At 70.8% G+C, this 12,042-nt stretch carries 13 protein-coding genes; all 13 read left to right on the forward strand.

Features of this window, described 5'->3' with window-relative positions:
* Positions 1-2 precede the first annotated feature (2 nt).
* The 13 genes from ABZ215_RS05805 to ABZ215_RS05865 all read left to right on the forward strand — a co-directional run bounded on the left by ABZ215_RS05805 (position 3) and on the right by ABZ215_RS05865 (position 12,040).
* Entirely contained in the window at positions 3-956 is a 954-nt protein-coding gene (locus ABZ215_RS05805) for a 3-carboxyethylcatechol 2,3-dioxygenase (protein WP_354948008.1), read from the forward strand.
* 26 nt (positions 957-982) lie between these two features.
* Complete coding sequence (locus tag ABZ215_RS05810) at positions 983-1,714, forward strand: dienelactone hydrolase family protein (protein ID WP_354948009.1); 732 nt, start codon at positions 983-985, stop codon at positions 1,712-1,714.
* Positions 1,715-1,746: 32 nt separating this feature from the next.
* Positions 1,747-2,556, forward strand: coding sequence for an alpha/beta hydrolase (locus tag ABZ215_RS05815; RefSeq protein ID WP_354948010.1), 810 nt, complete (start codon positions 1,747-1,749; stop codon positions 2,554-2,556).
* Positions 2,557-2,688: 132 nt separating this feature from the next.
* Positions 2,689-3,186, forward strand: a complete 498-nt coding sequence (locus tag ABZ215_RS05820) for a flavin reductase family protein (protein ID WP_354948012.1) — start codon at positions 2,689-2,691, stop codon at positions 3,184-3,186.
* Positions 3,187-3,236: 50 nt separating this feature from the next.
* Positions 3,237-4,280, forward strand: a complete 1,044-nt coding sequence (locus ABZ215_RS05825) for a 3,4-dihydroxy-2-butanone-4-phosphate synthase (RefSeq protein ID WP_354948013.1) — start codon at positions 3,237-3,239, stop codon at positions 4,278-4,280.
* 151 nt (positions 4,281-4,431) lie between these two features.
* Positions 4,432-5,520: an AraC family transcriptional regulator gene (locus ABZ215_RS05830; protein ID WP_354948015.1), complete on the forward strand. Its 1,089-nt coding sequence runs from the start codon at positions 4,432-4,434 to the stop codon at positions 5,518-5,520.
* Between the two features lie 421 nt (positions 5,521-5,941).
* The gene (locus ABZ215_RS05835; RefSeq protein WP_237340155.1) at positions 5,942-7,414 is read left to right on the forward strand and encodes a leucyl aminopeptidase; all 1,473 of its coding nucleotides are present in this window, start codon (positions 5,942-5,944) and stop codon (positions 7,412-7,414) included.
* Entirely contained in the window at positions 7,411-7,794 is a 384-nt protein-coding gene (locus tag ABZ215_RS05840) for a Rid family hydrolase (protein WP_354948017.1), read from the forward strand. Before ABZ215_RS05835 ends, ABZ215_RS05840 begins: the two co-directional genes overlap by 4 nt.
* On the forward strand, positions 7,791-8,690 hold the full coding sequence (locus ABZ215_RS05845; protein WP_354948019.1) for a PhzF family phenazine biosynthesis isomerase: 900 nt from the start codon (positions 7,791-7,793) through the stop codon (positions 8,688-8,690). Before ABZ215_RS05840 ends, ABZ215_RS05845 begins: the two co-directional genes overlap by 4 nt.
* A 295-nt stretch (positions 8,691-8,985) precedes the next feature.
* Complete coding sequence (locus ABZ215_RS05850) at positions 8,986-9,969, forward strand: NADPH:quinone oxidoreductase family protein (RefSeq protein ID WP_354948021.1); 984 nt, start codon at positions 8,986-8,988, stop codon at positions 9,967-9,969.
* Position 9,970: 1 nt separating this feature from the next.
* Complete coding sequence (locus ABZ215_RS05855) at positions 9,971-10,417, forward strand: MaoC family dehydratase N-terminal domain-containing protein (protein WP_020418628.1); 447 nt, start codon at positions 9,971-9,973, stop codon at positions 10,415-10,417.
* 61 nt (positions 10,418-10,478) lie between these two features.
* A complete protein-coding gene (locus ABZ215_RS05860; protein WP_354948023.1) occupies positions 10,479-11,645 on the forward strand; it encodes a CaiB/BaiF CoA-transferase family protein in 1,167 nt (388 codons plus the stop codon).
* A gap of 14 nt (positions 11,646-11,659) precedes the next feature.
* Positions 11,660-12,040, forward strand: a complete 381-nt coding sequence (locus tag ABZ215_RS05865; RefSeq protein WP_020418630.1) for a MaoC/PaaZ C-terminal domain-containing protein — start codon at positions 11,660-11,662, stop codon at positions 12,038-12,040.
* Positions 12,041-12,042 lie beyond the last annotated feature (2 nt).

Here is a 12,042-nt window from a genome sequence, read left to right on the forward strand (position 1 = left end):
TCGTGACGTCCGAGCTGGCCTTGTGCTGCATGTCGCACACGCCGTTGCTGGGGTCGGGCGACCCGGGCGAGTCGGTCGTGCAGCGGGTCGACGGCGCTCTCCGCGACGCCAGGCAGTTCGTGGAAGCCTTCGACCCGGACCTCGTCGTCATCTTCGGCCCTGACCACTACCAGGGCTTCCGGTATGAACTCATGCCACCGTTCTGCGTCGGGTTGTCGGCTACGGCCATCGGTGACTACAACACCAGTCCCGGTGAGCTCGACGTGCCACAGGCACTCGCCGACGATCTGGTCGTCCACCTGCTGGCGGCGGATCTCGACGTGGCCATGTCGGAGAAGATGGTCGTCGATCACGGCATCGCCCAGCCGCTGGAAAATTTGTTCGGCTCGAGCGCGGCCAAACCCGTGATCCCTGTCTTCATCAACTCGGTCGCCGAGCCGCTGGGACCTCTGCGCCGGATCAGGCGCCTCGGCGCGGCGGTGGGCGAGTTCGTCCGGAACCTGGATCAGAAGGTCCTGCTCGTCGGCTCGGGCGGCTTGTCACACGATGTGCCGGTCCCGCGGCTGCGCCAGTCGCCACCGGAAGATGTCGCGTACATCGTGGACAAACGCCGGACGCCGGCTGAGCAGGAGGCGCGCGAGGAGGCGGTGTTCCAGGCCGGCCAGGCCTTCGCGCGCGGTGAGTCCCCGCTGCTGCCACTGAACCCTGATCTCGACGAGCAGATCCTCCGGCAGTTCGAGAAGGGCGACCTGCCCTGGTTCGACGCGATGAGCGTCGAGTGGCTCGGCAAACAGGGCGGCAGTTCGATCCACGAAGTGCGTTCGTGGATCGCGGCCCACGCCGCGCTGCAAACCGCAGGTCCTTACCGGACCGAGTCTTCGTTCTACCAACCGGTCCCCGAGTGGATCATCGGCTTCGCGGTGACCACGGCGCGACCACGAGAAACGACCAGGTGAGAGAATTGGTGGAAAAGGAAGAAGTCGTGCCGACCGATGACGGGCCGATGACGGTCACGGTTCGCCATCCCGACGACAGTGGCCCGTTTCCGGTGGTCATCGTTTACCACGACGGGCCGGGGCTGCGCGAGGACATCCACGACGTCAGCCGCCAATTGGCGGAATCCGGCTATTACGCCGTTCTGCCGGATCTCTACCACCGGCTCGGCCATCGGATTTCCTTCGACCTGGCCGGTATCGGTCAAGGGCCGGGATCACCGGAATTCGATCGCCTGATGGCGGCGGTCACCTCGCTCAGTGACGACATGGTGCTCGCCGACACGGCCGCGATGCTGGAGGTCATCGCGAAGGACCCTGCAGCCGACATGAACGCCAAAGCCGCCATGGGGTTCTGCATGGGTGCGCGCTTCACGCTGCGGTTGCTCGCCGCCGACCCCGCGGGATACGCGGCAGGCTCGGCGCTGCACCCGTCGAACTGCGTCACCGATGACCCGGATTCGCCCCATCGGAGCGTCGGGAAGATCTCCGCCGAGCTGTTCGTCGGACTCGGCGCGGCCGACAGGCTCTCCCCGCTCGAGCTGAACAAGCCGCTCCGGGACGAGCTGGGCAGGCCCCCGGTGAAAGCGACTGTCGAGATCTTCGACGGTGCCGATCACGGCTTCATGTTCCCGCAGCTGCCCGCCTACCAGCAGCACGCGGCGTCCGTTTCGTGGGACCGCACGCTCGAGTTGTTCCACCGGACCCTGGGGAAGAGGTAGCGCCGATCATGCGATCTGCGGAGCTCGCTCCCGTGCGGACGGAAGACCTGGCCACCGGCGCGGACACGACGCACGTCGCGACGGCGGGAGACCCCGGTGGCGAACCGCTGCTGCTCCTGCACGGGACCGGACCGGGCGCGACCGGAGCGCTGAGCTTCCGGCCGCTCCTGCCCGGCATCGCGACGTACCGGTGCATCATGCCCGATCTGGTGGGATTCGGCCGCAGCAGCCATCCGGAAACCCTGCCCCCGGGCCCGGGGCCGTGGTTCCGGCGGCGCGTCGACGCGGTGCTCCGGTTGCTGGACGAGCTCGGACTGGACCGGGTTCACGTGGCCGGACACTCCTACGGCGCCCGCGTGGCGCTCGAACTGGCCGTGCACGCACCCGAGCGGCTCGGGCGGATCGTCCTGATGGGCGCGGGTGGGACACCGGTCAAGGCCAAGCTGGGCACGCTCACCGCGTTCTACGAGAGCCCGAGCGAGGAGGCGATGCACGCGCTCGTGACCGCCCAGCTGTCCCGAGGCGGCGGCATCGACGACTACGTGAGGGAGCGTTTCGCGGTCGCGATCAGGCCGGAGGTGCGGCGGTCGTTCGAGGCCGCCATGGCGGCCGGCGAGCCCGCACCGGTCTACGACGAGCCGGTGCTCGCCGGCATACCGCACGCGGTCCTGGCGGTGCACGGGAAGGACGACGGGACGATCTCGCCCGCCGCGGGGCTCTTCCTGGCCGAGCACCTTCCGCACGCGGACCTGCACCTGTTCGCGGATTGCGGGCACCTGCTCCAGTTCGAGGTGCCGGCCCGGCTCGGTGCTCTGATCCGTGAGTTCCTGGCAGCGGCGTAGGCCGGGGAACGCCGAACCCGCTGAACCGCTGACGAGGAGAAAACAATGCCATCGGTCGAGACCGTCGGTGCACAGTGCCGTGCCACGGTCACTCCTGAGACTGAACCCCGCGGCCGTGACAGGAGGCCCGCGTTGATCGTTCCCGATCCAGACGAGACCGGCCCGCTGCGGCAGGTCTACGGCACCTTTCCCAGCGGGGTGGTGGCCGTGTGCGCGCTGCGCGACGCCGCTCCGGTCGGCATCGTCGCGAGTTCGTTCGTCGCGGTCTCGATGAACCCGCCGCTGGTGTCGGTGTGCGTGCAGCACACCTCCACGACCTGGCCGCTTCTGGCCGACCGGCCCCGGCTCGGGCTGTCGGTGCTCGGGACGACGCACGACCGGGCCTGCCGGCAGATCGCCTCGAAGACGGGGGACCGGTTCGCCGGCATCGGCTACACCACGACCGGCGAGGGTGCGGTGCTCCTGCACGGCGCGGCCGCCTGGCTGGACTGCTCGATCGACAGGGTCGTCAGCGCGGGGGACCACGACCTGGTGCTGCTCCGCGTCGAGGGCATGCAGCCACACGACAAGGTCGCCCCGCTGGTCTTCCACGGCAGCCGGCTGCACGCGCTGTCCACGTTGGCGTCCTGATGTCCGCCCAGCCGGCCCCCCTTTTCACGGACGACCGAGTAGCCAACGCCGTGGCCGCATTGCGCGCCGGACGCCCGGTTCTCGTGGGTGGCGGCACCGAGTACGACGTCGTCCTCCCCGCGGCACTGGCCGAGCCGCGGTGGACCGCATGGACGGTCCGCCACACGTCGGGGGTTCTCTGCGCACCCCTTCCGGCGGAGCGCGCCGGCGCACTCGGCCTGCCCCCGATGGTCCATGACAACCAGGATCCACGAAGTCCTCTGTATACCGTCTCGGTCGACGCGGCACACGGCATCACCACCGGTATCAGCGCGACCGACCGCGCACGCACCGCGCGGGTGCTCGCCGATCCGGCCAGCGGCCCCGCCGACCTCATACGGCCCGGTCATCTGCTGCCGCTGAGGGTCCATGCCAATGGTGTCGTCGGACGGCCCGAGCACGCCGAGGCAGGCGTGGACCTGTGCCGCCTCGCTGGGCTTCCGCCAGTGGCGCTGACCTCCCGGCTGGTCGGCGACGGCGTGGGCACGGCCGGCGACGAGGACGCGGCCCTGCTCGCGGCCCGGCACGACCTGCCTGTCATTCACATACCGGAGCTCGTCGAGCACCGGTTGCGCTTCGGCGACGGGGAGCGAGGACGCGTCACCCGCGTCACCAACGCTCGGTTGCCGACCGTGCACGGGCAGCTCGACGCCGTCGGATACCGCGACGAGGTCACCGGCGCCGAGCACGTCGCGCTGGTCGGACGTCCGCGGACGAGTGTGCCGCTCGTGGCGGTGCACGCCGAGTGCGTCACCGGCGACATCTTCAAGACTACGCGCTGTGATTGCGCTCGCCGTATCGCGGAGTCGGCGGCCGTCATCGCCCAGGAGGGTGGTGTGCTGGTCTACCTGCGCAGGCCGGGAGCGCGGGTGCTCGGCGCGCTCGACGGGCACACCTGGACGACCGCCGACGACGGCGCTGCCGGCGCGATCGTCGCTGACCTCGGGTACCGGTCTGTCCGGCTGCTCACCGGGCCGGGGACGGCGGTGCAGCTTGCCCGGCCCGGCCTCACCGTCCTCGCGGTGCAGAATCGGCCTGTGAGCCCGCTGACCTGAACCGCCGGCTTGGGGTCCCGGTCGAACTCCGGCTGATGCGGTTCGTTTTCCGGACTGTCGACCGGAGTGCGAAGCACTACCATGTTGCCGAAGGGTGATCACCGACCATCCTTGCTGTGCCACCCGAAAGCCGAGTGGGAGGTACTCGACGATGACGTCGAGGCACGCGTCTGAGGCCTACGCGCTCGCGAAACAGATCGCGAAGGGGCAACGAGCCACTTCGGGAGGCCTCCTGCGCACCGACGACCTCGATGAGGCCCGCGGTTTCCTCACCAGCGTGTACGCACCCCACCACATGACGGCGGTCGAACGAGGCCGATTCGGATTCAGCATGCGGGTGCTGAACGCCGAGCGGCTCAGGATCGGGTACAGCAACTTCAATTCCGACGTCCGGCTGGAAGTTCCGCCGCCGTCGTTCTACGTGTTCTGCTACGCGCCATCGGGATCCGTCGACGTCGTTTCGGGCCGCCGGTCCGCATCCGTTTCCCGTACCACTGCTGCTGTCCTGTCGCCGAGCGCGCCGTGGCGGTTCGAACGCTGGACCGACGACAGCACGTTGATGGCGATGCGGATCGACCGCGCCGATCTGGAGGACGATCTGTCTGCCATCCTCGGCAGGAGGGTTGTCGAGCCGATCGAGTTCGGCGACAAACTGGACCTCACCAAGGGACGAGGCGCCGACTTCGCCCGCGTGCTGCGACTCCTGCAAGACGACGTCGGACAGCCGAGCCAGCTCGCCCAGCAGCATCCGGTCATGGCATCGCACCTGGGACAACTGGTGCGGTCGGCGCTGCTCATGTCGCAACCGCACAACTACTCGGACAAGCTCGACGAAGACCGGGGCTTGCGCCTGCCCTCCGCCATACAGCGGGTCGTCGACGTGATCGAAGACGACCCGATGCAGGTCGGCAGCGCGGCTGACATCGCGAGGATCGCCTGTATCAGCCTGCGAGCGCTCGAGAAGGCGTTCGTCCGGGAGTTCGGCATCCCGCCGATGGCGTACCTTCGGCAGGTCAGGCTCGCCCGCGCACGAGACGACCTGATCAACGGGGACCCCGATGTCCTCACCGTGTCCGCGGTGGCGCTCCGCTGGGGTTTCGGCCACCTCGGCCGGTTCGGGGCCGCGTATCAGGAGCGGTACGGGGAGCCACCGTCGCACACCTTGCGGCGCGGAAAGCGAGGACTCGAATTCGTGGTTTCGCGACCGCCCTGGTTCGAAGGCGAACTCGGCAACGGTTAGCCCGTGTCTGACAAAGCTCTGGTCCAGGTGATCACGGCGTGGAGTGCTACTGCTGAGCGGTGGGCGGTGGCGAGTTCGTCGTAGCGGTCGCGGTAATCGATCGGGTCGAATGCCGGTGGGCGGCCACCGCGTGAGCCGCCCCGGCCTGCCCAGGGCCGACCAACGTCACCAGCGGACGACCGCCACCAGCCCAGTCCGCACCGGCAACAAGTCCTCGATCAACGCCCACTGCCCATCCACGACAACACAAACCGCGACACAGCCGGCAGCATCCCCGCCAACATCGAGATCTTTGTCAGGCACACGCTAGCCTCTGGCGACCCTGGCGAGGACACAACACTTCAGTGCCGCTTAAGGATCTTGTAAAAACCCTCACTTGTCCTTACGTGACACCTCCGGCACCGTGGTGGCGGAGGTTCGAGTGAGCACAACGACAACACAGGTGACCGCCCTGACCGCCGGGCGGCACTCCGACGTGGTGGTGATCGGGGCCGGGCGGGGACCGGCCGGACTCGCCGCTCCGGCCGACGCCACGCCGCTGATCGCGACCGCGACCGCGTGGGGGATGACCGGAGCGGCCGGCGAGACTCTCAGGCTGCCCGCGCCGCCGGGGTTCGACGCCGGGTCCGTCCTGCTCGTCGGCCTCGGTGAGCCGGACCGCGACGGCGAGTACGGGCCGGACGCCCTCCGGCAAGCCGCCGGCGTGGCGGCGCGGGCCCTGGCCGGCGTCACGAGCGTGGTGCTGGCTCTGCCGGCGCGCACCCCGGACGCGGTGGAGGCCGTGACGCTGGGCGCGGTGCTCGGCCAGTACTCGTTCGACGCCTACCGCAGTGCGCGACAGCCCGCGACGGCCGAATTGGGCGTGCTCACCAGCGTGGAACAAGCGGCGGCCGATGCCGCGGTACGGCGCGCGGTGGTCCTCGCGCAGGAGGTGAACCGCGCGCGCGATCTGGTCAACACGCCTGCCAACGACCTCTACCCCGAGGTCTTCGCCGCGGAGGTCGAGGCGGTGGGCGCCGGACACGGGCTGGCGGTCGAGGTCCTCGACGAGAAAGCGCTTGCGGCGGCGGGCTTCGGTGGTCTGCTCGGTGTCGGGCAGGGTTCGGTCCGGCCGCCCCGGCTGGTGCGGATCTCCTACGCGCACCCGGATGCGGCGAGGACCATCGCTTTGATCGGGAAGGGCATCACCTACGACTCCGGCGGGCTGTCGCTCAAGCCCGTCGGGTCGAACGAGATCATGAAACGCGACATGTCGGGTGCCGCCGCCGTGTTCGCCGCCGTGGTCGCGGCCGCGCGGCTCGAGGTGCCCGTGCGGGTGAGCGGCTGGCTCGCCCTCGCGGAGAACATGCCGTCCGGATCGGCCACCCGCCCCGGCGACGTGCTCCGCATGTACGACGGCCGCACCGTCGAAGTGCTCAACACCGACGCCGAGGGGCGGATCGTCCTCGCCGACGCGATCGCTCGCGCCGCGGAGGACGAGCCGGACGTGATCGTCGACGTCGCGACCCTGACGTTCGCGATGCGCATGGCGCTGGGCAACCGGATGTTCGGCGTGATGTCGCCCAGCGAGGAATTCGGCGGCCGGGTCGCTGCCGCCGCCCGCCGCGCCGGTGAGCAGGCGTGGCCCCTGCCGCTGCCCGCGGACCTGCGCCCCAGCCTGAACTCACCGGTCGCCGACATCGCGAACGTGGGGGAGCGCTTGGGCGGTGGCTTGGTGGCGGGGTTGTTCCTGAAGGAGTTCGTGCCGGACGGCACGCCGTGGGCGCACCTCGACATCGCCGGCCCCGCCTTCCACGAGGGCGAGCCCTACGGCTACACGCCGCGGGGCGGCACCGGCGCGGGCGTGCGGACGCTCGTGCAGCTGGTGCGCGAGCTGGCGGAGGCGGGGTCGTGACGTCCCTGCGCCCGGTGGTCACGGCCGCGGCGCCGCGGCCGTTCGGCCACTACGCGCAGGCCGTCGTCGCCGACGGCGGGACCATCTGGGTGTCCGCGCAGCTTCCGGCCGGGATCCCGCCCGGCGCGCCGGTGGCCGAGCAGGTGGCGCGGGCGGTGGGCAACGTCGTGGCGATCGTGCGGGAGGCCGGCGGGACCGCCGCGAGCATCGCCCGCATGACCCTGTTCGTGGCGGACATCGCAGACTGGGACGAAGCCGACGCCGCATACGCCCGGGTGCTCGGCGCGCACCGCCCCGCTCGCGCCGTGGTGCAGGTGGCCGGCCTGCACCACGGCTACCGCGTCGCGGCGGACGCGGTGGCGCTGGTGGTGGCGCCGTGAGGGTGCTGTACCAGGTCGACTCCTTCACCACCACCGCGTTCACCGGCAACCCGGCGGGGGTGGTGCTCGACGCCGAGGGGATGACGGACGCGCAGATGCTCGCGGTGGCGCGGGAGCTGAACAACTCCGAGACCGCGTTCGTGCTGCCCGCGGACTCGGCGGATCACGACGTCCGGGTGCGGTTCTTCACACCGGCCGCGGAAGTGCCCACGTGCGGGCACGCGACGATCGCCGCGCACTTCGCCCGAGCGGTCGAGTACGGGTTGCCCGCCGGCTCGCTGGTGCAGAAGACAGGCGGCGGCCTGCGGCAGCCGGTCGACGTGGTGCGGGACGGCGACCGGATCGCGATTCGGATGCACCAGGGCGCCGCCGGGTTCGGGCCGGAACTGGAGGGCCCGCGGCTGGACCGGTTGCTGCGCGCGCTGGGCGTGGCCCGCGGCGACCTGGCCGGGGACGGGCCGGTGCAGATCGTCTCGACCGGGCACGGCAAGGTGCTCGTCGGGCTGCGCGATCGCGCCACGGTCGACGGACTGCGTCCGGACCGGGAGGCGCTGGTGTCGCTGAGCCGCGAGACGGGGTGCAACGGGTACTTCGTCTTCACGCTGGACGGCGCGTCGCCCGATGCCCTGACCTGGTCGCGGATGTTCGCGCCGGCGATCGGGATCGACGAGGACCCGGTGACCGGCAACGGGCACGGCCCGCTGGGCGCCTACCTGGTGCGGCACGGGATCGCGCCGGTCCACGATGGACGGTTCACCTTCACCGGCCGGCAGGGGGAGGCCATGGGGCGGCCCGGGCGGGTGCGGGTGTGCGTCACGAGGTCCCCGGAGGGCGACCTGACGGTTTCGATCACCGGCGAGGCGGTCACGGCGTTCCGCGCCACGTTCACCCTGTGACAGCGACAGCCGGTCACCGCGCGACGCGCACCGTCCCACGCGAGTACCGCGTCACGATCCCCGTTCTGGCCCTGGGCGGGGCGGCCGGCTGGAGCCGAGTCACTGCGCGGGTCACTGGGTGCCCGAAGAACAGCCGCCGATCCGTTCCGGCGGTTCCGCGCGCACCTGGCCGTCCGGTTTTGACGATCCACCAAGACCACCCGCCGGTCTCTTTGGTCTTCGGACGAAGACACGGTGCCGCGCGCCCGGGCAGGATCTGCAGGAACGCCCGGAAATCCCAGTGAGGAGAACACCGATGAGAGGCGAGGATGTCCGTTCGCTGATCGTCAGCGAGCCGACGGGGCCCGATGCGCTCAGGATCGGATCGCTCAGCCTCTCGCCCGCACCGGACGACGTCGTCATCGACGTCCACACGGCGGGCGTGACGTTCCCCGACCTGCTCCTGACCCACGGGCGGTACCAGGTCAAGCCCGAGCCGCCCTTCGCGCCCGGGCTGGAGGTCGCCGGGATCGTGCGGTCGGCCCCCGCCGGAGCCGGTGTCGCGCCCGGTGACCGGGTCATCGCGTTCACCGGCCACGGCGGCGGCTACGCCGAGACGGTGGCGGTGCCCGCGCAGCACGTCGTGCCGGTCCCGGGCACCATGGGCTTCGACGAGGCCGTCGGTCTGATGGTCAACTACCAGACCGCCTACTTCGGACTCGCCGAGCGCGGCCGGCTTCGTGCCGGCGAGACGGTGCTGGTGCACGGAGCGGCCGGGGGTGTGGGCACCGCGGCGGTGCAGATCGCCCGCGGGCTCGGCGCTCGCGTCCTGGCGGTCGTCAGCGACGAGGGCAAGGCCGGCATCGCCCGGGAAGCCGGGGCGGAGGAGGTCGTCCTCGTCGGCGACTGGATCGACGAGGTCGGCGAGCGCACCGCCGGCGAAGGCGTCGATCTCGTGTACGACCCGGTCGGCGGCGACCGCTTCGACGCCAGCCTGCGCCTGATCCGGCCACAGGGCCGCATCCTCGTCATCGGGTTCGCCGAGGGGCGGATCCCGCAGATCGCGGCGAACCGGTTGCTGCTCCGCAACATCGACGCCGTCGGCGTCGCGTGGGGACACTACGTGCCGCACGACCCCGCGTTGATCCGCCGCGTCGGCGGGAAGCTGAACGAGCTCGCCCAGGCGGGCCACGTCCGTCCGCTCGTCGGCGCGACCTACGCGCTGGAAGACGGCGCGCAGGCGCTGAAGGACCTCGAGGCGCGCAAGACCGTCGGCAAGAGCGTGCTGAGGCTGCGCTGACATGACCGAGCGGAACCTGACCGGGCGCACCTTCCGACCGTGGACCTACGAGGTCGGGATCGAAAAGATCCGGGAGTTCGCCACCGCGCTCGGACACGGCGAAGCCTGCTACTTCGACCGCGAGGTCGCCCGGTCGATGGGTTTCCGCGACGTCGTGGCGCCCCCGATGTTCGCGGTGGTGTTCTGCAAGTGGATGGGGCCGGCGGTCCGGCACCCCGACGTGGGCATCGACTACGCGCGCATGCTCCACGGCGGGCAGGAGTTCGAGTTCGGAGCGCCCGTCTGCCACGGCGACGTCATCACGACCAGTGCCGCGGTCGCGGACGTCCACGCGAAGGGGGACCTCGAGTTCTTCGTGTTCTCGTCCCATTCGGCGAACCAGTTCGGTGAGACCGTCGCCGACGGGCGGTGGACGATGATCGTCCGCGGCACCGACGGCCAGGCGTGATCCCGGAAGCGGCCGAGCCGCACGCCGAAATCCGAAACAGTCCCAGTCATGCGGAGGTGACATGTCCGGACCCCTGAGTGGTGTGCGGGTCGTCGAGCTCGGCGGCATCGGGCCCGCCCCGTTCGCCGCGATGATGATGTCCGACCTCGGTGCCGAGGTCGTGCGGATCGACCGGCCCCTCGGCGGCGACCTCGGCGAGCACCAGCGGCACGAGCTGGACCTGCTGCTGCGCGGGCGCCGGTCGATCGCCCTGGACCTCAAGGCGCGTCGCGGCCAGGAGACCGTCCTGCGCCTGCTCGACCGTGCCGACGTCCTGCTCGACCCGTTCCGCCCGGGCGTGGCCGAACGGCTCGGGATCGGGCCGGGGCCGGTGCTGGAACGCAACCCACGGCTGATCTACGGGCGGATGACGGGCTGGGGCCAGACCGGGCCGCTGGCCACCGCCGCCGGGCACGACATCAACTACGTCGCGCTGGCCGGTCCGCTGGCGGCGATCGGGCGCCGGGACGCACCGCCCCCGCCCGTGCTGAACCTCGTCGGCGACTTCGGCGGCGGCGGCATGGTCATGGTCGTCGGTGTGCTGGCGGCCCTGCTCGAGCGCGCCGGGTCCAACCGGGGCCAGGTGATCGACGCCGCGATGGTCGACGGCACCGCGGCGCTGTTCGCCAGCATCGTCGGGTTCATGAACATGGGCGTGTGGAACGGCAACCGGGAGGACAACTTCCTCGACGGGGGCGCGCCGTACTACGACTCCTACGCCACCGCCGACGGCCGGTACATCACGATCGGCTCGATCGAACCGCAGTTCTACGCCCTCCTCCTGGACCGGCTGGGCCTGGACCCCGGCGAGTGGCCGCAGGACGACCGGTCCCGCTGGCCCGCCCTGCGGGTCCGGCTCACCGAGATCTTCGCCTCCGCGACCCGCGATCACTGGGTGGAGGTGTTCGAGGGCACCGACGTCTGCTTCGCGCCGGTGCTCACCGTGGACGAGGCCATGGCGCACCCGCACCTCAAGGCGCGGGGCACCTACGTGACCGAGTTCGGCATGCGTCAGCCCGCTCCCGTCCCGCGCTTCGACCGCACACCGGGCTCGATCCAGTCACCGCCCTGTTCCCCCGGTGAGCACACCAGGACCGCGCTGGCCGACTGGGGCTTCGCCGAGCGGGAGATCGCGGAGCTGATCGAAGCGGGCGTCGCGGTCGACCGTCCCCGGGTCACCTCGGCATGACGGGGAGCGGGCACGTGAAACGAGGCGAAACCTTCGAGCTCACCGTGACCCCGGACCGGTACCTGCCGCACCGGTACGCGGGGGCGTCGGAGGACTTCAACCCCATCCACGTCGACGAGGAGTACGCGCGCGGAGTGGGCCTGCCCGGCAACATCCTGCACGGCCTGTACACGATGGGCATCGCTGCTCGCGCGGTGATGACGGCGGCCGGTGGTGATCCCCGTGCCCTGCGCCGGATCGCGGTGCAGTTCCGCGGTTTCGGCGTGCCGGAAGAGGAAATCGTCGTCCGCGGCTCGGTCCGTGCGGCGGACGGCGCGGGGATCGTGGCCGATTTGGCCGCCGACCAGAACGGCCGTCCGCTGATCCGTGGTGGCGAAGCGGTCACCCGGTCCTGAGG

The organism is Amycolatopsis sp. NPDC006131 (assembly GCF_040614175.1).
Taxonomy (GTDB): Bacteria; Actinomycetota; Actinomycetes; order Mycobacteriales; family Pseudonocardiaceae; genus Amycolatopsis_E; species Amycolatopsis_E tucumanensis.